The 20,226-nt window shown below is 45.5% G+C and carries 19 protein-coding genes; 12 read left to right on the top strand and 7 right to left on the bottom strand.

Translation table 11 applies throughout. From position 1 onward, the window contains the following. Positions 1-53: 53 nt before the first annotated feature. On the top strand, positions 54-1,691 hold the full coding sequence (locus tag H6F77_RS03475; protein WP_242021871.1) for a purine-cytosine permease family protein: 1,638 nt from the start codon (positions 54-56) through the stop codon (positions 1,689-1,691). A gap of 108 nt (positions 1,692-1,799) precedes the next feature. Then, the gene (locus H6F77_RS03470; protein ID WP_190485381.1) at positions 1,800-2,549 is read left to right on the top strand and encodes a phosphonate ABC transporter ATP-binding protein; all 750 of its coding nucleotides are present in this window, start codon (positions 1,800-1,802) and stop codon (positions 2,547-2,549) included. Positions 2,550-2,581: 32 nt separating this feature from the next. Here H6F77_RS03470 and H6F77_RS03465 read toward each other — a convergent pair whose 3' ends face one another. Next, entirely contained in the window at positions 2,582-3,268 is a 687-nt protein-coding gene (locus tag H6F77_RS03465) for a hypothetical protein (RefSeq protein ID WP_190485379.1), read from the bottom strand. Positions 3,269-3,390: 122 nt separating this feature from the next. Continuing rightward, on the bottom strand, positions 3,391-3,525 hold the full coding sequence (locus tag H6F77_RS28210; protein ID WP_255515685.1) for a hypothetical protein: 135 nt from the start codon (positions 3,523-3,525) through the stop codon (positions 3,391-3,393). Between H6F77_RS28210 and H6F77_RS03460 the strand changes: the two genes are divergently transcribed. Further along, complete coding sequence (locus H6F77_RS03460; protein ID WP_309228792.1) at positions 3,520-5,229, top strand: PhnE/PtxC family ABC transporter permease; 1,710 nt, start codon at positions 3,520-3,522, stop codon at positions 5,227-5,229. The two genes, H6F77_RS28210 and H6F77_RS03460, sit on opposite strands and share 6 nt — an antisense overlap. A gap of 31 nt (positions 5,230-5,260) precedes the next feature. Here H6F77_RS03460 and H6F77_RS03455 read toward each other — a convergent pair whose 3' ends face one another. Beyond that, a complete protein-coding gene (locus H6F77_RS03455) occupies positions 5,261-5,425 on the bottom strand; it encodes a hypothetical protein (RefSeq protein WP_190485377.1) in 165 nt (54 codons plus the stop codon). Positions 5,426-5,894: 469 nt separating this feature from the next. Between H6F77_RS03455 and H6F77_RS03450 the strand changes: the two genes are divergently transcribed. From H6F77_RS03450 to H6F77_RS03435, 4 genes are all read left to right on the top strand, one after another. After that, positions 5,895-7,220: an ABC transporter substrate-binding protein gene (locus tag H6F77_RS03450; RefSeq protein ID WP_190485375.1), complete on the top strand. Its 1,326-nt coding sequence runs from the start codon at positions 5,895-5,897 to the stop codon at positions 7,218-7,220. Between the two features lie 77 nt (positions 7,221-7,297). Next, a complete protein-coding gene (locus H6F77_RS03445) occupies positions 7,298-8,206 on the top strand; it encodes a carbohydrate ABC transporter permease (RefSeq protein ID WP_199321160.1) in 909 nt (302 codons plus the stop codon). 55 nt (positions 8,207-8,261) lie between these two features. Further along, positions 8,262-9,146: a carbohydrate ABC transporter permease gene (locus H6F77_RS03440; RefSeq protein ID WP_190485373.1), complete on the top strand. Its 885-nt coding sequence runs from the start codon at positions 8,262-8,264 to the stop codon at positions 9,144-9,146. Between the two features lie 61 nt (positions 9,147-9,207). Then, positions 9,208-10,308, top strand: coding sequence for an ABC transporter ATP-binding protein (locus tag H6F77_RS03435; protein ID WP_190485371.1), 1,101 nt, complete (start codon positions 9,208-9,210; stop codon positions 10,306-10,308). A gap of 153 nt (positions 10,309-10,461) precedes the next feature. On the opposite strand, the gene H6F77_RS03430 is transcribed toward H6F77_RS03435, so the two are convergent. From H6F77_RS03430 to H6F77_RS03420, 3 genes are all read right to left on the bottom strand, one after another. Next, positions 10,462-11,055, bottom strand: coding sequence for a hypothetical protein (locus H6F77_RS03430; protein ID WP_190485369.1), 594 nt, complete (start codon positions 11,053-11,055; stop codon positions 10,462-10,464). A gap of 310 nt (positions 11,056-11,365) precedes the next feature. Next, positions 11,366-12,613 (bottom strand): phage tail family protein, encoded by a 1,248-nt coding sequence (locus tag H6F77_RS03425; protein WP_190485367.1) that lies wholly within the window; start codon positions 12,611-12,613, stop codon positions 11,366-11,368. A gap of 270 nt (positions 12,614-12,883) precedes the next feature. Beyond that, on the bottom strand, positions 12,884-13,024 hold the full coding sequence (locus H6F77_RS03420; RefSeq protein WP_190485364.1) for a hypothetical protein: 141 nt from the start codon (positions 13,022-13,024) through the stop codon (positions 12,884-12,886). A gap of 225 nt (positions 13,025-13,249) precedes the next feature. On the opposite strand from H6F77_RS03420, the gene H6F77_RS03415 reads away from it, so the two are divergent. Next, on the top strand, positions 13,250-14,338 hold the full coding sequence (locus tag H6F77_RS03415; RefSeq protein WP_190485362.1) for a hypothetical protein: 1,089 nt from the start codon (positions 13,250-13,252) through the stop codon (positions 14,336-14,338). A gap of 45 nt (positions 14,339-14,383) precedes the next feature. Here H6F77_RS03415 and pbpC read toward each other — a convergent pair whose 3' ends face one another. Then, the gene (pbpC, locus tag H6F77_RS03410; RefSeq protein ID WP_190485359.1) at positions 14,384-16,738 is read right to left on the bottom strand and encodes a penicillin-binding protein 1C; all 2,355 of its coding nucleotides are present in this window, start codon (positions 16,736-16,738) and stop codon (positions 14,384-14,386) included. A gap of 228 nt (positions 16,739-16,966) precedes the next feature. Here pbpC and H6F77_RS03405 point away from each other — a divergent pair, with 228 nt between their 5' ends. From H6F77_RS03405 to H6F77_RS03390, 4 genes are all read left to right on the top strand, one after another. After that, complete coding sequence (locus tag H6F77_RS03405; RefSeq protein ID WP_190485357.1) at positions 16,967-17,200, top strand: AbrB/MazE/SpoVT family DNA-binding domain-containing protein; 234 nt, start codon at positions 16,967-16,969, stop codon at positions 17,198-17,200. Positions 17,201-17,259: 59 nt separating this feature from the next. After that, a protein-coding gene (locus tag H6F77_RS03400) for an IS5 family transposase (protein WP_190485355.1) occupies positions 17,260-18,017 on the top strand; the annotation gives its coding sequence in 2 pieces (ribosomal slippage) (positions 17,260-17,590 and positions 17,590-18,017; 759 coding nt in all). 101 nt (positions 18,018-18,118) lie between these two features. After that, complete coding sequence (locus H6F77_RS03395; RefSeq protein WP_242021869.1) at positions 18,119-18,352, top strand: type II toxin-antitoxin system death-on-curing family toxin; 234 nt, start codon at positions 18,119-18,121, stop codon at positions 18,350-18,352. Between the two features lie 452 nt (positions 18,353-18,804). Continuing rightward, entirely contained in the window at positions 18,805-20,118 is a 1,314-nt protein-coding gene (locus H6F77_RS03390) for a glycosyltransferase (protein ID WP_190485353.1), read from the top strand. The last annotated feature ends 108 nt before the right edge of the window (positions 20,119-20,226 follow it).

Below are 20,226 nucleotides of genomic sequence, written 5' to 3'. Positions count from 1 at the left end.
TATCTGGCAAACCAAAGTTGACAAGTAACAAACGTAAATAGGATTTTATAGAAATGATACCTAAGCAACCAATTTTAAAAAGTGGAAAAATTACGACAGTTAGGAGAGAATATAATGCCTGGGTTGCTAACGAAACGATGGAGGATTATGCATTGCGCTATGCACCACCATCATTCCGAAAGTGGTCAGAGTATATCGTAGCAAATACGGCGCTGGGAGGAATATCGTTTTTAGCATTAGAAGCTATCGGTGGTTCAATAGCTATCAGCTATGGATTTGCCAATGCATTTTGGGGAATATTCGTAGCTTCTGTAGTTATTTTCCTGACAGGAGTCCCTATCGCCTATTATGCTTCTAAATACAACATCGATATGGATTTGCTGACACGGGGCGCAGGGTTTGGCTACATTGGTTCAACTATTACTTCCCTGATATATGCATCGTTTACATTTATTTTTTTTGCATTAGAAGCGACAATTATGGCTCAGGCGCTTGAGCTATATTTTCACCTACCTTTAGCAATAGGTCATCTACTTTGCTCAATACTGATTATTCCCCTAGTTATCTTTGGGATTACCCTAATTGCACAGTTGCAGGTGTGGACGCAACCAATTTGGTTAACCCTGATGATACTGCCATACATTTTTGTCTTATATAAAGAACCCGCTTCATGGTCTAATTGGTTAAACTTTTCTGGCAATTCGCCAAGTGGTGCAGGTTTCGATCCGCTCTTGTTCGGAGCAGCGGCTAGCGTATCATTTTCACTTATTGCTCAAATCGGGGAACAGGTTGATTATCTCCGATTCATGCCGGATGAAACTACAGAAAATAGAGGCAAGTGGTGGTTTGCGGTTATTTTAGCTGGCCCTGGCTGGATAATATTGGGTGCAGCGAAACAGTTGGGAGGTTCATTCTTAACAGCACTTGCTGTTAATCACGGAATCGCTATCGAGCAAGCCAATGAACCCATTCAGATGTATCTGTTGGGTTTTCAAGCGATGTTTTCCAATCCAGGGGTTGTACTGGCTGTTGCTACATTTTTTGTAGTGTTATCTCAGATTAAGATCAACGTTACTAATGCCTATGCTGGATCGCTAGCATGGTCGAACTTCTTTTCGCGCTTAACTCATGCTCATCCTGGGAGAATTGTTTGGCTAATATTTAATGTGGGGATTGCACTTTTATTGATGGAATTGGGGGTATTTCATACCCTAGAAAAAGTGCTGGGGCTTTACTCCAATGTGGCGATCGCGTGGATTGGGGCACTCGTTGCTGACCTAGTAGTGAACAAACCCCTGGGGATCAGTCCGCCATACATTGAATTTAAAAGAGCGCATTTATACAATATAAATCCGGTCGGTTTCGGTTCGATGGTTATTGCTTCAATAGTGTCAATTGTGGCCTTTCTGGGCGCATTGGGAGCAGTTGCACAAGCTTTTTCTCCCTTCATCGCCCTTTTGTTAGCATTTGTACTAGCACCAATCATTGCACTGCTGACAAAGGGCAAATATTACATAGCCAGAGAAGATATATACTTCCATAATTCCCAGGAAGGCAGCGCGATCGCTTGCTCTATATGCGAATATGAATATGAAAAACAGGATATGGCATATTGTCCTGTCTATGACGGCCCAATATGCTCTTTGTGCTGTAGTTTAGACGCACGTTGCCACGATGCTTGTAAAAGTTGATTCATCATGCTATTTATAGCGAAATGCATATTCTTTTGCCGTTGCAACAAATATCGCTATTGGTATAGTGGTGATTTTAAAAAATAACTCTTGAAAAATATATTGTTTATGAACCGAGAGGCACCAATTTTTGAACTCAAAAATGTCAGCCAAAAATTTGGTAGTTTTGAGTCATTGACAGATATTAACTTGCAAATTGGAGCAGGCGATCGCGTGGCTTTAGTTGGCCCCAGCGGTGCGGGAAAAAGCACCCTAATAGGCTTGCTGAACGGCACGCTTCTCCCCAGTAAGGGAGAAGTGTGCGTACTCGGTCGCAACCTAGCGCATCTGCGTCCAAAGTTGCGGCGTCAACTTCAGCGCCAAATTGGTACTATTTACCAGCAATTTCATCTAGTAGATAATCTGCGGGTAATTCACAATGTCAACGCGGGACATTTAGGCAAATGGTCATTTTTTAAAGCAGCCGTTTCATTAATGTGGCCTTTAGAAATAGAAACAGCAGCTAAAGCTTTGACACAGGTCGGAATTGCAGAAAAGCTGTTTGAAAGAACCGATCGGCTTTCTGGCGGTCAACAGCAACGAGTAGCGATCGCTCGCGTCCTCGTACAAAATCCCGCCGCAATTTTAGCCGATGAACCTATCTCCAGCCTCGACCCAGAACGCAGCCGAGAAATTATGGATTTATTGCGCCAGCTTAGTCAAGGAACTGGTAAAACTTTAGTCACTAGCCTGCATGCAATTGAGTTTGCCCGCAGCCATTATCAGCGTATTATTGGTTTGCGGCAGGGGCGCATTTTGTTTGATACACCCCCGGAAAAACTAACATCAACGACGATCGAACAGTTGTACAAAACATAGGCATCTAGAAGCGATCGCCCTTCCACAACAACCTAGCGCCTTACTATGACTGTTACACCCATATCCGAAGCTAGAGTTAAATCAAGATCGGTATCGGGGTTAACGACAACGACTTTATCAACTCGGCGTCCCAACAGCCAGCCGCCTAAAGCGCCTGCACCCGTACCGCCGAGGACTTCTTCAGTTGCGATCGCGCGATCGCCCGTTAAAGCTGCAATTCCGGCTGCTGCTGCTGCACCAACTGCTGCACCTTTGACAATCGACTTTATGCTGGTTCCTTTACGGATTTGTTGCGTTGTTGTCACCACCTTAGAACTAGCATAGATAGGCTGACTCTTACCGTTGATGACTATATTTTTAGCGACAAACTGAGAGCCTCCCGTTGCTGGTTGCAGTTGTCCAACCACTTGACTACCAGCAGGAATTAAGGTCGTTCCGTAGCGACTGAAAATGGTTTTTTCCACCTTGAGGGTTAAGGGTACTGTCTCGTTGGGAGCTACAACAATTTTATTGGTATTGTCATACTCTACGGCGATTGAAGTCCCCGCTGGAACAGAGGTTTTAACCCCAGATTGCGTTTGAGATATAGGAGATATAATTACAGGGCGCAATTGAGCCGCAGCAGGCGCACCAGTGAAGATGGGGGCTACTGCACCAGCGATCATCGAAACTGCGAATATTCCAGAGATTCCAGATTGCAAGTAATTGGAGCGAGTCATGAGGGAACACCGTTAGTACATTTGTATTAGCCAAGACGGTTAGCTGATGATTTTGTTTCCTGAAGATTAAAATCTGCTAAATAAGTTTGGCAAACGCGAAACATCGCGTATGTAACTGCACTTCAGGCGATCGCACCTTCTACCAGGAAAAAAATTAACGTCGTCACATATCCTCCGGTGTCGGCGACCCGCTCCAGCCTTATCATCAAAGGTTGACCTAGATTAACGTGCATCCTCACGCGACCAAGACTGTGCATAGTTCGCCAACGACTCTCCCCAAACGACCATCACCGCTTAACTGGCCTAACTTTTGGGGTTTGCTATTTGTGGCGTCTGTTGTCTGGTCTTTGCAAAAAGCGGGCATATTCGAGGGCGATTTAGTTAACGAAGGCGGCTGGAATACAGTCGTGGATTTTCTGGTTGCTGCTATTCATCCCGACCTCAGCCTAGAATTTCTCCAATTAACTCTGGATGCTACTTTCAAAACGCTCGCCTTTGCCGCGTGCGGCACTTTTTTCAGCGTGCTTATCGGTTTGGTGGGTGGCGTTCTGTCTTCTGAGATTTGGTGGCAATCTTCAGGGGGTAGCGGGGTTGCTCCCAATGCACCCTGGCTGGTGGTACGGGCGGCTTTGTCAATCCCTAGAGCAATTCACGAACTAATTTGGGGATTGTTTTTTATCAATATATTTGGACTCGATCCCTTAGTGGCGATACTGGCGATCGCTATCCCTTTTGGTGCTATCACCGCCAAAGTCTTCTCGGAAATTTTAGATGAAACGCCCCGCCAAGCGCTAACGGCTTTACTTAATAGTGGCGTTCCCCGCTTAAATGCTTTTGCCTATAGCCTGATTCCCCAAGCTTTCCTTAATCTGCTTTCCTATAGCTTCTATAGATTTGAGTGTTCGATTCGTTCAGCAGCGGTTCTGGGAATTATCGGCGCTGGCGGACTGGGTTATGAGATTCTCCTTAGTCTCAAGTCGCTGCGTTACGAGCAAATCTGGACTTTGACGATCGCCCTAATTTTGTTGAGTGGGACTACAGATTTATGGTGTGCGTTGCTGCGCGATCGCTTGGGTGCGCCTAGCCGTCTAGATCTTAACGTCCTCAACCTCAAGGGGCGTAAAAAAGGTGTCAAAGAGGGCGATCCAGTCGTCAACTTTTCCTTGCTGGCTGCTGTTGTCTTATTAATATTCTCTTTCTGGTATGTCAATGCAGACTTCTCCAAACTCTGGGCACCGCGAAGCGCCCAGCTTTTGGCAGGGGTAATTAAGGATGCATTTCCCCCCGATGTCAGCGAACTGGGTAAGCTGTTTGCCGAGTCTGCAAAAACTCTCGCCATGTCAATTTTGGCAATGGCTGGCGCGGGTTTGGGCGGAATTTTGCTTTCTTTTCCAGCAGCTAAAAATTTTTTAGTGCCGACTTCTGAATCTAACGGGGAATTGAATAATCCAAAATCCAAAATCCAAAATCCAAAATTTGGTTTGGTTGTGCTAATTTTTACCCGCTTCCTGCTGCTGTTTGTGCGTGCCGTTCCCGAACCCATTTGGGCGTTGGTGTTTTTGTTTGTATTATTTCCGGGGATATTGCCGGGAGCGATCGCGCTTTGCCTGCACAACTTAGGCATTTTGGGGCGGTTGATGGCTGAAGTGACGGAAAATCTAGACGATCGCCCCATGCGATCGCTCAAAGCATTAGGCGCTACCAACTTGCAAATCTTCCTCTACGCCATCTTACCCCGCACCCTTCCCCGGTTCATCGCCTACATCCTCTACCGCTGGGAAGTCTGCATCCGCGCCACCGTAATTGTGGGGTTGGTGGGTGCAGGTGGACTAGGGCGCATACTTGCGGAGCAGATAAGTAGCTTTGACTACAAAGGCTTACTTACGACTCTAACAGTTTTTCTGGGTTTGACCTTTATAGTAGATACGATTAGTAGCTCTGTGCGGCGATCGCTACGATGATGAATCGTGTATCCCATTTTTGCAAGAATACCTAGCGATGGCGATTGGAAATCGCGGCTAGACAAACTAAGTCCGCCTGCGCGGACTCAATGCCAGCCTGCGTAGGCAGGCTTCGCTTGTCTAGCCCCAGACTTCCAGTCTGTGGGTAATTTGCAAATTTGCGATCGCTACGATGATGGATCGTTTGTGTTTCCATATTTTGTTTGCTAATTGCCGCTTCGCTATGAGCGCGTAATTAACAAAACTTCATCTTTATTTTACTTGGATTATATCATTTTTGCTTGCCAAATTCTACACCCTTAAAACCTATTTTTTCTCTTAGCTAGTTATATCTTGGGAAGGTTGACATTACATTAACGAGACATTAATTTACATATATTACGCAGCTTTTTTGTATAAAAATAAGCAGGTTACGCTCAAGCGCAGAAACAGAAAAAAGCTGATTTAAAGCTTAGAGATAACCCTGTGCATTTTATACTTTTTAAACATAATCATCTAATAAGTTTAAAACTGGCAATGACAACTGTTAAGTCAGATTAATATAATAAAAATTGATTTTAATTATATTAATAATTTAGCATACAGTCACCAGAATAGGCTAGCGAGAGGATTAAGTTTAGCTATTTAGTAACGAGCGTTCGCCATTCGCGATTAATAAATTACCAATGTTGTACCGCCAGCCACTAAACCAACGGCAAAAAATATTAAAAAAACTAGGATTGTTAGGGCGTTTTGGGGTTATTTTTTCTATTGTGTTGGGCAGCATACTATTAGCTTGGATAGTGATGGCTCAACAGCCAGTCACCCTCAACTTGTTGATGACTGCCCCCGATGCCCAGCCCTGGAAACAGGGGATAATCAAAGACTTTGAGGCACAAAATCCAGGCATTCGCATTAATATTATTGAAGGGCCGAATGCCACAAATTTACTTGAAGACCTATATACTTCCGCTTTTATCTTGGGTGAATCGCCTTACGACCTGATTAACATGGACGTAATCTGGACGCCAAAATTTGCTGCTGCGGGGTGGTTGCTAGACCTCACAGATAAAATTTCTAAAGAGGAGTTAGCGGCATTTTCCCCCAAGGATGTAGAAGGCGGACGTTATGAAGATAGGTTGTATAGAATTCCCGTTCGTTCTGATGCGGGGATGCTTTACTACCGTAAAGACTTGTTAGAAGAAGCAGGATTTCAGCCACCAGAAACATTTGAAGATTTGATGAAAATTTCCAAAGCCTTACAACAGCAAAAAAAGGCGAATTGGGGATATGTTTGGCAAGGTCGCCAATACGAAGGATTGGTGGCAATGTTTGTAGAAGTCTTGGAAGGATTTAATGGATTTTGGGTGAATTCCGACACTTTGGAAGTTGGACTAGATAGACCAGAGACATTAAACGCGATCGCATTTCTCAAAGACACAGTTAAAGAGGGCGTTTCCCCGCCTGGAGTAACTACTTACCAAGAAGAAGAAACGCGACGCTTCTTCCAAAGCGGTCAAGCAGCATTTTTACGCAGTTGGCCCTACGCCTACCCTCTAGCTAACGAACCAACTTCGCCAATCAAAGGCAAAGTTGCAATTAAACCAATGGTTCACGCGCCCGGTCAAAGTGCGGGAGCTTGCTTAGGAGGCTGGGGTTTGGGAATTGCGAAATCCTCAAAACATCCAGAAGAAGCGTGGAAAGCAATTAAGTATTTCACCAGCCGAGAAGCACAGCGTCGATTCATTTTAAACGCGGGTTATGTACCGAGTCGAAAAGAGCTGTTTACAGACCCAGAAATTGTTGCTAAATACGGTCACTACCCGCAGCTATTGGAGGTGGTAGATAGTGCAGTTTTACGCCCGCCAATTGCCCAATATGCCCAAGCATCCGATATTTTGCAACGCTACCTCAGCGCCGCACTAACTAACAGAATGACTCCCGAACAAGCAATGAAGTCTGCTGCTGATGAAACGCGCCGGCTGCTTAAAGCTGGTCAAGCCAAAATTTAACAGTAGGGTGGGCAATGCCCACCAATTGTCCGAATGGTGGGCATTGCCCACCCTACTACTAAAAATCAAAATCAATTATGAACTTGAATACAATACGAGGTCGGGAACAACGGACGGGATGGATATTAATATTCCCCGCGTTGCTTCTGCTTTTATTTGTTTATGGGTACCCAATTGTACGAGCATTTTGGTTGAGTTTATTTACTCAAAATTTAGGAACAAAGCTGCAACCAGTCTTCTCTGGTTTAGAAAATTATGGGCGGATGGCAGGAGATGGCCGTTTTTGGCAGAGTTTCTGGACTACGGCAATTTTTACGACAGTATCGGTTCTACTGGAGTTATTAATAGGATTGGGAATTGCCCTGGTTTTAAATCAGAAGTTTCCGGGACGTTCTTTAGTGCGTACTGCGGCTATCCTACCTTGGGCTTTACCTACTGCTTTGATTGGTCTGGCGTGGGCGTGGATTTTTAACGATCAGTTTGGCGTTGTAAACGATATTTTATTGCGCTTAGGTCTAATTCAGAAGGGAATTAACTGGTTGGGAGACCCGACGCTAGCAATGATGGCAGTAATTTTTGCTGATGTTTGGAAAACGACTCCTTTTATTAGCATTTTGCTTTTAGCTGGGTTGCAATCAATTTCCCCAGACCTTTATGAAGCCCATGCAATTGATGGAGCGACTGCTTGGCAAAGCTTCCGCAAAATTACTCTTCCCCTCCTGATGCCGCAAATTTTGATTGCGCTGCTGTTTCGGTTTGCTCAATCTTTCGGGATTTTCGATTTGATTGCTGTAATGACTGGCGGCGGGCCTGGAGGTGCGACAGAAGTTGTTTCTTTGTATATTTACTCAACGGTTATGCGCTATTTGGATTTTGGTTATGGCGCGGCGCTGGTTGTGGTGACATTTCTGTTGCTGATTTTAGCAGTAGCGATCGCTAGTTTCTTGCTGAGTAGAACCAGAGCCAAAACTTCAGGACTAAGTTAACCTCAATTCGCAGCAATATAATCACCAATCTAAAATCTAAAATCCCAAAATAAAAATGGCTGTAGTTACCCAAGAACGTCCAACGACTCCAACCCCAACTAGGGGGAGGAATATCCCCTGGAAGAAAATTTTAATGACGCTGGCAGTTATTTTAGTAGTGGTTTTCTGCCTAGCGCCAGTTTTATGGCAAGTCCTAACCTCAATCAAGGTGAATGAGGATATTTCCGCCGTTCCCACTGTCTATTTCCCCACTAGGTACACCCTTAATCACTACATTGAATTATTTACCCGTCGCCCGTTTTTGTCCTACATTTTTAATAGTGCCTTAGTCTCGATTATTTCTACTGCTCTGGCTTTAGCAATCGGAGCGCCCGCCGCCTACGCCCTCGCACGGTTGCGCCTTTGGGGTGGAAAAGTTATTCTCGCAGGCATCTTAATTGTTACCTTATTTCCTGGCATTTTATTGTTTCTGGGGCTGTTGGAAATTATTCAAGGGTTGAGACTAGCTAACAACTATCTAGCACTGATTATTCCCTACACCGCTATCAATTTGCCCCTGACAATTTTAGTTATGCGAAGCTTTTTCGAGCAATTACCAAAAGACTTGGAAGATGCTGCTAAAGTAGATGGTTATAACACCTGGCAAATGCTATTGCAAATCTTGCTACCAATGACTCTTCCAGCTTTGGTGACAACTGGAATTCTCACATTTATTTTTGCTTGGAACGAGTTTATCTTCGCCCTCACATTTATGACGAGCGAATCCAGGAAAACTATTCCTGTTGCTGCTGCTCAGTTAGGTGGTGCTTCGGTATTTGAAGTTCCTTACGGGCCAATTGCCGCCGCTACCGTCCTGGGAACATTGCCCCTTGTTTTACTGGTTTTGTTCTTCCAGCGCAAGATTGTCCAAGGTTTAACTGCTGGTGCTGTTAAAGGCTAATTTTACAAGGCGGAGCCTTACTTCAATCCAAAATCTAAAATCTAAAATCTAAAATCGAACAATGGCTAGACTCGAAGTTAGAAACTTAAATAAAACCTACAATCCCAAAGTTGTCCCGGTCAAAGATGTAAGTTTGAGCGTGGAAGATGGAGAGTTTCTCACATTACTTGGCCCTTCGGGATGTGGTAAATCTACCATATTGAGACTGATTGCAGGTTTGGAAGAACCAACGAGGGGGCAGATAACAATTGGGGATAGAAATGTTACCAATCTACGACCGGGCGATCGCAATATTGCAATGGTATTTCAAAGCTATGCTCTTTATCCCCACTTAACTGTTGCCGACAACATTGCTTCTGCACTAAAGCTGCAAAAAACTCCACGCGAAGAAATCAAACAGCGCGTGGCAGAAGCTTCGCGAGCGTTAGGATTAGAAGAGTTAATGAACCGCAAACCAGGTCAAATGTCTGGGGGACAGAGACAGCGGGTTGCCCTAGCACGCGCCCTGGTACGTCGCCCCGATATATTCTTATTAGATGAACCCCTTAGTAACCTGGATGCGCTGCTGCGGGAACGAGTCAGAGCAGAAATTAAACAACTATTTGAATCTCAAAAAGTACCCGTTGTTTATGTCACCCACGACCAAACAGAAGCCATGACTCTCTCTACAAAAGTGGCTGTACTTAATAAGGGTGACGTTCAGCAACTAGATCCGCCGCATCGCATTTATAACAATCCTGCCAATCAATTTGTAGCGGGGTTTGTTGGCAGTCCTCAGATGAATTTACTAACGCTGCCTTGCCAAGAACGTTACGCGATGTTGGGGAATTTCAGAATATCCCTGCCAGAAATTCCCACTACTCCACCTCAGATTGTGCTGGGTATTCGTCCAGAAAATGTTCGCCTCGCACAACCGCAGGATAGACAGACAATTAAGGGGCGGGTGTACTTAGTAGAAAACTTGGGGATGCACAACTTAATTAGCGTGCGTGTTGAGGGTTCGCAGACAGAAACCGTTACTGTACGTGCGCTGTTACCGCCAGATCAGCAATGGAGTGGTGAGGAAGTAACGCTGGCACTATCTGGGCAATCTATCCACTGGTTTGACGTGCAGACAGGTGAGGCAGTTTTCAACAGACAACCGCTTACAATTGGACGTTAGGAAAAAGACAATTTTTAAGTGCCTGCAATGCCCAGCATTAGAAAAATTGCGGGCACTGCGGGCACTTTAGAAGTTGTTTGCGATCGCTGAATTTTTCATTGCTTCTAAGTGTCAAATTTCAGCTTCACTTACATCGATAATTCGTTCAACAACTCACTCTTTCTCGACTGGAACTAAAATGTAGGTTATCTGCTTCTCCGATGGCTTAGTAGCTTGATTGCTAGCTGGATTGACATCATCACCCACAGTCTTCAGTACTTCTCCTGTACCTTTTACAGAGTTGTTAACATCATCAGCTACACCCTTAACTGTGTCCATCGTCCCTTTTAGAGTGTCGTTAACACCTTCCGCTGTACCCTTCACTGACTCCATCGTAACTTTTACAGTTTCGCTAACACCCTCAGCTGAAACCTTCACTGAGTCTCCTACATCTTTTACCGTCTCATTAACACTCTCAGCTACATTCTTTATTCCGTTCCCTACATCTTTTACCGTCTGGTTAACACCATCAGCTGCATTTTTGACAGCGTTCCCTACAGTTTTTACAGCCAGGTTAACCCTCTGAGCTGTATCCCTATTAGCCAAAGCGGCAGCTATTGCGCCCAATGTCGCACCAATCGCTGCTCCAAGCGCTATTTTAGCTAAATCATTACCCATCCTTGTCTGTGCTGAATTAGCATCGGGTTGACGCGGCATCTGCTCAACGAATATTTCATCATCTTCTAAAAACTTGTTGTTCTCACTCATAATAATCGTCTCCTTTGTAATAAAGCTGATTAATAGCCATCTGTTTATAGGACGAGAAACTATCCCTAAGACCTTGTTGGTCAGGAGATAAGCCAGAAAAATTAGGCAATTAAACTTGCTAATTGCCCTTATTTTAGGTATTCATAAAGGTGTAAGAATATCCTCTAAGTACCTCCAAGCAAGGAACTGCGGTTTATTCTTAGAGCATCAATGTCTAACTCGGCACGACGGATTTTATCTACGAATTCAACAGCGCGGTGTTCCAAGTTTTGAGGAGAATACTCTATTCTCCTCAAACTAAGGCTTGCTTCTAAATGTCAGCAGGATTTCCAAAAATTTCCCGCTCAAAACCTTGCCCTTTCCGGAAGTCTTCTTCATCACGATTTCCAGACATTCCAGTATCTCCAGAGAGAAGTAGATCGACATCAAGTTCCTTTTTCTCCCCTGGGGCCATACTGGCGGATGTCTGGGATTCAACTTGCTCGCCCAAGTCAAACGCACCAGCGTTAATCGATGGCTTGTCTGCAACTAGCGAATCTTGATATAGCTCGATACTCTGATTCTCAGGGGGCTTGACCTCTAAAGCTGTAGAATTTGCCGCGTTCCCTGCACCTATTACAGATGGGTTGTAATTTGAGGGAGTGTTGAGCGGCGGCGTGTTTACAATCGGCTGCTCTGTAACTATAGTGACGGTCAAATTCTCAGATGGCTGGACATCTGAGGCTGCCGCGTCCAATGTACCTGCTATAGATTGCTTAGTATCCTCAGCTGCACCCTTGACCGCGTTCCCTACACCTTGCGCCGCGCCGGTAACAGCCTCAGATGTACTCTTGGCTGCACCTTTTGCTGCGTCGGTGACACTCTCAGCTGCACCCTTGACCGCATTCCCTACACCTTTTGCTGCGTCGGTAACAGCTTCAGAGGTACCCTTGACTGCGTTTCCTACACCTGTTACAGCTGGCTTAACATATTCAGCTGTAGTCTTGACTGCTTCCAATGCACCTTTGGCAGCGTAGTTAACACTTTCAGCTGTATCCTGTACTGCACCTTGGGCAGCGTAGTTAACACCCTCAGCTATACTCTTTACGCCTTGTCCTACCCCTTGTGCAGTTTGGGAAAGACCCCCACCCACAGTCTTGGCGGCTTCTCCTACACCTTTGACAGCATGGTTAACACCTTGAGCTGTTCTCTTACCAGCCAAAACGCCAGCTAATGTGCCCAAAGTAGCACCGATGAGTCCTCCCACCAGTGCCCTAGCTACTAGAGGATTCACGGTTCTGGTGGCTGGCTGAACGTTGGGTTGAGGGGTTGTAGTAGAAATATTTTCTGCTCTAGGCACCTCAGCACTTATGCTTGTGATTGCTGGAGCAGAAGGCTGGCTAACGCGTATGCTTGCTGGCTGAACATTGGGTTGAGGCGTAGTAGAAACCTGTTTTTCTCTAGCTAACTTAGTTTCCATATTTATGCTTGATTCTTCTGAACTAGCATAGGGTTGACCTGTGGTACTGGAACTAAGATTTTCGTTAGGTTTATTCAAATTTTGATTGTTATAAGTCATAATTTTCTCCTTTTTACCAAAACGGCTCGATGCCCCTGTGGCGTTGATGTTTCTGCCGCCACTTTAGCGTTCGCTATTAAAAAAATCACCGATCTACAGACATACACCTCTTAACATATGGAATAGTATTATTAAACACACAATCAGCCTTAAGAGTGATTTTTATCCGATTGGATAGTCACGCTAAGGAGGTAAATATGAAATTCAACCTGTGGCTGATATTAAATCTATGTTGGTGTTAGCTAAACTTAAAGAAAACACTTGCTGTTGCTAGAATACAGCTATTTGGTATTTATTTGTTTCCTCTACTGATTTGTTAGTAGTTAATTGGTTAAAGCCTTCATTCACCAAGAAACCTATAAGATAAGCGAACGCGATCGCACCAAATTTAATATCATAGATTGCTGACATAAAAGTGCTTTAGTGATTGTTAATTAATAGCCTACACATACAAGTGTGGCCAATGTACTAAAAATTCAATTTATTGTATAGAGATATACATATATAATAAAATTGGGTGGCAATATCTTCCTAAAGGTTGGTGCAAGCCGTTACCTGCGATCGCTAGATTGCCGATAGATAAAAAACTGTACCAAATGGGCGTTAACCTATTTTGGTAGTAAAGAGACAATTATTATGACTGATAACCAGCAGCAGCCTGTGGATAACCATGACGAAAATTCTGGCTCCACTACGGCTAGTCCTAGCGTTCGTCCACCAAGCACGCGCATGCGCGTGGCTTATGCTGCTTTAGCTGGAGCAGCGTTTGGTGCTGTAGCCAGCGCAGTAGCTTCCGCGTTGACTGGTAAGGGTGTAGCTGATGGTGTTAAAGCCGTTGTTGCAGGTGCAGGGGACACAGTTAAAAGTGTAGCTGATGGTGTTAAAGCCACTATTATTGACGGTGCAGTGGGCGCAGTTCAAGGCGCGGTTCAAGGTGTAGCCTCGTCTGTCCAACCCACTATTGACAGTCTAGTGAACGCAGTTCAAGGTGTAGCTGAGGGTATTCAACCCCCTGTAGAAGGTACAGCCGATGCCGTTCAAGGTGTACCGTCGTATGTTCAACCCCCTGTAGAAGGTACAGCCGATGCCGTTCAAGGTGTACCGTCGTATGTTCAACCCCCTGTAGAAGGTACAGTTGAGGCAGCCAGGGTTTCAGCACCCTTGGAGCAACAACAAGTTGTTGAGCGAACCCCCCCCGTAGACGCTGTTAAGCCGGTAGCTTCGGCTAAGGTGGAATTTCAGGAACCGCAAGTTGCGCGAATGCAAGTTGAGCAAGAGATAACTGAAATTGCAAAGCCAGTAGCTTCGGCTAAGGTGGAATTTCAGGAACCGCAAGTTGCGCGGATGCAAGTTGAGCAAGAGACGGCTAAAACGCAGAATGCATCGGATGCACCTCATAGCATTGCCAACGATCCAACCATCAACGTTGCATTGGATGCAACAAGCAACGCTGCGCTTGTGGAACTGTTGCTGAGTAAAGCCGCTAAGGAATTAGCGATGAGTTACTACGAGCAACTGCCAGGACTGGTCGTTGCGGAAATTCATCGATTAGCCACTAATCCAACTCCTGAAGAGAAGGAACGGATAAGGGACAGTTGGGCAAAAGCTCTACAACCCCTAGCAATGGCTATTATTCAATCTGGAGAATTATTCAACGCTAGCACTGCGATCGCAGCAGCAAAAAACGGGTATCTGAAGCAACAGAATCAAGTGGAGAATCAGTAGGTTTAAGAAACTCGGCTGAAGACAGTGCGATCGCTCTAATAAATTTCAATGTTGCAAAGCTGGAGGCTTGACTATCGAGAAACCCCGGCGTGTTTCTCTCCGTTCTGCTAACTGTACTTGAAAGCTTACCGTGTCGCTAATGTCACCGCTTTTTACTTGCAAAGTCCATTTACCAGGACGAAGCGGCCAAAATAGAGAATTCGATGATTCTGTAGCTAGCTTTTCGCCATTTAGCGACCATTCTACCTTACCCGTTGCGATCGCTTTGAATTCTAGTCGTTCCGTTCCAGGTTGACCGATTAGGAAAAAATCGCCATTGCGAGGAGACAAAATCTTCAGGTTGCTAGAAGCAAAATTAGATTGATTTTGTCTTGCCAACCACTCATCATACTCTTGCGGTAAAGTTCCGCTTATAGAAGTAGCGATCGCAGGTTTTACATCTGACTCGCGTTGATAGTTGCTAATATCTTCTGCATAGAAATATTCTTGCACTACTGACGGGCAATCTGGCGTAGGGCGCAATCCAGAAATAGCACAAATAGGAAGTTGCACGAGGTTTTGTGGAGGGGGAAATGCTGCTGGTTCTTGATTCTCGTGCAGGTGTAACATAATGCGATTCCATAGCGGTGCTGCGCCTGTAACTCCAGAAATTTGCCGCATCGGTTCGCCGCTGAAATTGCCCACCCAAGTTGCAACCGTGTAGTCATTTGTAAATCCGACAGTCCACGTATCTCTAAAGTCTGAAGAAGTGCCTGTTTTAACTGCTGCGGGGAAGGATAAAGCTAGCACAGAATCTACACCAAAAGCTGTAGCGCGAGCATGGCGATCGCTCAACATATCAGCAATCAATCCCCATTCCGATTTTGGATTTTGGATTTTGGATTTTGGATTAGAAAGTTGGGAATTGGAAAATGTGCTGACAATCTGCGTTGTTTCTCCAAGTCTGGCTAGAGTGACGTAAGCTTTAGCTAACTCCCACAAGCTAACTTCGCCGCTACCCAAAACTAACCCCAATCCGTAATGTTCTGGGGACTGGTTTAAATGTTCAAATCCTAATTGATGCAGACGATTTAAAAAAGTTGGGACGCCGACTTTTTCCAGCACCCGCACTGCTGGAATATTGAGAGAATTTGCCAAAGCCACTCGCACTCGCACTGGGCCTAAAAATTTTTCATCATAATCTTTAGGACTATAAAGTTTTGCACCGGGAATCGCGTAATATGTTGGCACGTCCGCCAATATGGTATTGGGGCGAATAATCCGGTTTTCTAAGGCTAATTCATACAAAAAAGGCTTAAGGCTAGACCCTGGTTGACGCAGTGCTTGTACTCCGTCGTTGCGTCCTAGTTCCGCTTCATTAAAGTAATCGGGAGAACCAACATAGGCTAAGACTTCTCCAGTGTGGTTATTAATAACTAAAGCAGCTGCATGCTGCACGTTATTAGGAGCTAAAGTGCGAATTACCTGCTGTACCTGCGCTTCGACAAACTGCTGCAAGGGACGATCTAAAGTAGTTCGGATATTAGATGGATGCTGTTGAGGAAGTTGCTTGGATAACCAAAATAAAAAATGAGGTGCAGCGATTATTCCTTGCTGGCGAGACTGAAGCGAAATTTCTTCGGCGTAGGTTCGATTTGCGCGATCGCGCGTAATATATCCTTCTTGTACCATGCGATTGAGAACATAACTCTGTCGCTGCTTTAATCGTTCCCAACGATCGTAGGGATTAAAGTATGTAGGGTTATTGGGAAGTGCGGCTAAAATGCTGGCTTGGGCAACGTTAAGATCGGTAGCGGATACATTGAAATAGGTGCGAGATGCGGCTTCTAAACCATAGATATTACCTCCCATTGGCAGGCGATTTATGTAAGCTTGGAAGATCTCGTCTTTATTCATTCCAGCAACGATGCGCCAAGATAGCCAAATTTCGCGGAGTTTGCCCGTTAAATTGCGGGGAACGGGGTCTATCATCCGCGCTAATTGCATGGTAATAGTGGAAGCACCGGATACAATTGTTTTGGCACGAATTGAGTCTCGGATCGAGCGCGCGATCGCTTTGAGATCTAACGCGCCGTGATGATAAAAGCCCGCATCTTCTGTAGCTAAAATAGCGTTGATAAAGTTAGGAGAAACTTGATTTAGCGGCACAACAGCGGTATGGTCTTGGTCGCGGGTGAGCAAAGTTCCCAAGGGAAGACCATTGCGATCGCTAAATTCTATTGCGAGGTCGTCTTGAACTAAGTCGCTAGCGCGAACGGGTGCGAGATAGGGGAGCGATCGCACTGTCAGACACATCAGCACTAAGATTAAGATAAGTTTGCAAATCCGCCTAGTTTTCCGACTCAGCCTGCGCCAAACCTTCTGCTCAATCTGGATAAAGCCCTGCTTGAGTTGTCTCATCAGCTATTTTCTATAAACTAAGTCTTACTACAGTTTGGCTGGGCGATTCTTCTGAATCAGGAAAATTTGCCTGTTTAAGTCTCGTTATGTCACGACGTACAGAGCGATCGCGCCGTCAGACGGATCGGCACTGAGATAATCAAGGGATGAGTTAGTTAAAAGTAGCGATCGCATTTTGCAGTCAAGGTTATAACATAAGTAACTACTAGCCACGTGAGAGGCGATCGTATGCACCCCATAAAAATCAGACGGAGCGGCAATTCCTTGGGAGCAACGTTACCTAAAGAAGTATTGCAGAAGCTGAATGTCAGCGAGGGAGATACAGTTTTCTTGACAGAAACTACCGATGGATTTCAAATAACTGCTTACGATCCTGATTTTGAAGCCGCGATGCAAGCCTTTGCAGAAACCCGCAAAAACTACCGCAATGCCCTTCGTGAATTAGGGCGTGTCATCAGTTAAGTTGACTAATGGGCATAGAATTGGTTGTTGTTAGGTAAGAAAGAATTCAGAGGCAAGGGATGCGCCGATACGCTCTGCGAGATGACCAATGGGATCGAATTAAAGATCATTTACCTGGTCGAGAAGGCTATGTGGGCGGCACAGCTAAAGACAATAGATTGTTTGTCGAAGCTGTGCTGTACCGATATCGTGCTGGAATACCGTGGCGGGATATACCGGAGAGATTTGGGGATTACAGAGTGATTCACACCCGTCATACACGTTGGTCGGAATCGGGAGTATGGGAGAAGGTTTTCAAGGTGTTAGCTGATGATGCTGACAATGAATATGCCATGATTGACTCAACCATTGTACGTGCCCATCAACACAGCGCAGGTGCCAAAAAAAAGACAATACGGACGAAGCCATCGGCCGCAGCAAGGGTGGATTGAGTACTAAGATTCATGCAACTTGTGATGCTTTGGGTAACCCACTAGGTTTTCATTTAACAGTTGGTCAAGCCCATGATTTGGAGGGAGCCGATGCTCTTATGGATAAAATTGAGGCTGAGGCATTCCTCGCCGATAAAGCTTATGATGCCGATGAACGTGTGCTTGAGCGATTAAAAGCGAAACAATGTGAACCCGTTATCCCGCCAAAATCTAATCGCAAAGAACAACGACCCTACGATAAAGAGCTATACAAAGCTCGCCACCTCATCGAAAACTTCTTTGCCAAACTTAAACAATACCGTGCCATTGCTACCCGTTATGACAAAACGGCCAGAAACTTCCTCGGTGCTATACATCTGGCTGCTTCTATCATCTGGCTTAACTGATGACACACCCTAGCTAAATGAAGGAACCGCGATGGGTTCCAGAGATTGCAGTAGTAGCTATACATAAAGAATTAATTGCAGAGCATGGAGGTTAGCCTGGATTGAGAGATTCAGGGTTACTTTCAGCTAGTCTAGCTAGACCTCGGCACTTATTCTCTTACAGTGAAAATGCAACTCTGTTTGATCTGGCAGGAGCCTACGGCTATGCTCTGGCAAAAAATCATAGTTTCGTTGATGGCAACAAGCGCATTGCCCTTGCTGTCATCGACGTTTTTTTACGATTGAATGGGTATAAGTTAGTAGCACCAGAACCAGAAGCGGTAGTAATGATATAGCGGTTCTTGGTTATATGAGGTACGCACTCAAACTTGAAAGGCCTGAAAACAGTGGGGTTTGGCGTACTCCACTTGTGTGAGAACTGCTATAATTAATCTTGTGGATGGTGTGGAAGATCAAGAGAGTCTAGCAGCTTGGATTGCAGAAAACTCTGAGAAACTCTGAATAACCAAGTTTAAACCTGCTTCACCACAATTCAAATCCAACTCAAGAGGAAGAAGCCTTGAAAGATGGAAGCGCGTGGGTAGCGGTGAAGTGTTGAGAAGCGCGATCGCATCCTCTCTCTAATCACCTGACGCTGGCAGCTCGTAAGCTTCCACATCAAGACGATTATGACTAATTGCTCTTAATCACCCGATGGGGTGAACCAATCAGATGAAGCACGTACCCCTAGAAGCGCCGTAGTTTTGTAGTGGAAAGAAATCATCTATAAAAAAATACGGCAGGCAATATGAAGGTTGTTCTACACACATATGGTTCGCTAGGCGACCTGCATCCTTATATGGCGATCGCCTTAGAATTAAAGGCACGCGGGCATGAAGCGGTAATTGCTACATCGGGGTTCTACCGTAACAAAATCGAAGCGGCTGGTCTTGAGTTCCACCCAGTCCGTCCTGATTTTCCCACAGACGTTGAACAGCAACGAGAACTTGTGCGTCAGATCATGGACAAGCAAAACGGTACAGAATACGTCTTTCGCCAAGCAATCTTACCGTATGTCCAAGAAACTTATGAGGATCTGATGTCGGCAGTGCGCGGTGCTGACCTGTTGGTGACGCACCCCCTCAGCTTCGCAGGAACGCCCGTTGTTGAGAAAACAGGAATTCGTTGGGTTTCCAGCGTACTGTCTCCAATGTCGTTGCTCTCCGCCTACGATCCGCCAGTGGTGGCGACTTTACCCAGTTGGCTGAATCTACGCATACTTGGCTCTGGGTTTAATGGAGCGCTCATCCGCCTCGCCAAAAATCGTTTCAGCTCGTGGGATGAACCCCTGCGACAATTACGGGCGCAGCTTGGTTTATCTCCCCTTGCCGATTCTATGTTTGAAGGGATGAATTCCCCCGACTTAGTGCTGGCTTTATTTTCAGAAGCTCTCGCAACTCCTCAACCCGACTGGCCAAAACAGACTTGCATTACCGGATTTACTTTCTACGATCGCAATGGCAATACTGGTCTATCTCCGGAATTGTCGTCATTTTTGGATGCGGGAGATCCGCCAATTGTCTTTACTTTGGGAAGTTCCGCCGTGTGGGTTGCTGACGACTTTTACCTTGAAAGTGCTAAAGCTGCCTTAAACTTGGGCTGTCGGGCTGTATTGCTGGTTGGGAACGATAGCCGCCCCCTGCCAAAAGAGTTGCAATCTAAGGATATTGCTGTTTTTGACTACGCTCCCTACTCGGAACTGTTTGATAGGGCTGCTGCTATTGTGCATCAAGGAGGCGTGGGGACAACTGCACAGGTGTTGCGTTCCGGTCGCCCGATGTTGGTAGTACCCTTTAGTAACGACCAACCAGACAATGCAGCGCGCATTACTCGTTTAGGAGTCGGACGGACTATCGATCGCGATCGCTACACTGCTTCCCGTGCGGCTAAGGAACTCGATCGCCTCTTGCGCGAACCTCGCTACCAGGCTAAAGCCGCAGAAGTTGGCACTAAGGTACAGGCAGAAAATGGAGTCAAGGTTGCCTGCGATGCAATCGAAGCACAATTGAAAAAAGATAAGAACGCTACCAAGCTTCAAGGTGCGTCCGCGTCGCCTGTTTAACCATTTTGTAGAGGAAAGCGATCGCAAAACGTTTCAAAGCGCGATCGCTCTATCCTCAACATGCGCTCCCATAGCTTCTGCCTAATCCAAGAAGTAAAGATTCTCCTC

Origin of the sequence: Microcoleus sp. FACHB-831 (genome assembly GCF_014695585.1) — a bacterium.
GTDB lineage: Bacteria > Cyanobacteriota > Cyanobacteriia > Cyanobacteriales > FACHB-T130 > FACHB-831.
This window is presented reverse-complemented; position numbering and strand designations above follow the sequence as displayed.

Excerpts from the sequence above, each read along its gene's own strand:
- H6F77_RS03415 (WP_190485362.1), top strand. The coding sequence starts at position 13,250 with ATGACTGATAACCAGCAGCAGCCTGTGGATAACCATGACGAAAATTCT.
- H6F77_RS03425 (WP_190485367.1), bottom strand. The coding sequence starts at position 12,613 with ATGACTTATAACAATCAAAATTTGAATAAACCTAACGAAAATCTTAGT.
- H6F77_RS03440 (WP_190485373.1), top strand. The coding sequence starts at position 8,262 with ATGGCTGTAGTTACCCAAGAACGTCCAACGACTCCAACCCCAACTAGG.
- H6F77_RS03470 (WP_190485381.1), top strand. The coding sequence starts at position 1,800 with ATGAACCGAGAGGCACCAATTTTTGAACTCAAAAATGTCAGCCAAAAA.
- H6F77_RS03405 (WP_190485357.1), top strand. The coding sequence starts at position 16,967 with ATGCACCCCATAAAAATCAGACGGAGCGGCAATTCCTTGGGAGCAACG.
- H6F77_RS03465 (WP_190485379.1), bottom strand. The coding sequence starts at position 3,268 with ATGACTCGCTCCAATTACTTGCAATCTGGAATCTCTGGAATATTCGCA.
- pbpC (WP_190485359.1), bottom strand. The coding sequence starts at position 16,738 with ATGAGACAACTCAAGCAGGGCTTTATCCAGATTGAGCAGAAGGTTTGG.
- H6F77_RS03430 (WP_190485369.1), bottom strand. The coding sequence starts at position 11,055 with ATGAGTGAGAACAACAAGTTTTTAGAAGATGATGAAATATTCGTTGAG.
- H6F77_RS03390 (WP_190485353.1), top strand. The coding sequence starts at position 18,805 with ATGAAGGTTGTTCTACACACATATGGTTCGCTAGGCGACCTGCATCCT.
- H6F77_RS28210 (WP_255515685.1), bottom strand. The coding sequence starts at position 3,525 with ATGCACAGTCTTGGTCGCGTGAGGATGCACGTTAATCTAGGTCAACCT.
- H6F77_RS03435 (WP_190485371.1), top strand. The coding sequence starts at position 9,208 with ATGGCTAGACTCGAAGTTAGAAACTTAAATAAAACCTACAATCCCAAA.
- H6F77_RS03445 (WP_199321160.1), top strand. The coding sequence starts at position 7,298 with ATGAACTTGAATACAATACGAGGTCGGGAACAACGGACGGGATGGATA.
- H6F77_RS03420 (WP_190485364.1), bottom strand. The coding sequence starts at position 13,024 with ATGTCAGCAATCTATGATATTAAATTTGGTGCGATCGCGTTCGCTTAT.
- H6F77_RS03455 (WP_190485377.1), bottom strand. The coding sequence starts at position 5,425 with ATGGAAACACAAACGATCCATCATCGTAGCGATCGCAAATTTGCAAAT.
- H6F77_RS03450 (WP_190485375.1), top strand. The coding sequence starts at position 5,895 with ATGTTGTACCGCCAGCCACTAAACCAACGGCAAAAAATATTAAAAAAA.
- H6F77_RS03475 (WP_242021871.1), top strand. The coding sequence starts at position 54 with ATGATACCTAAGCAACCAATTTTAAAAAGTGGAAAAATTACGACAGTT.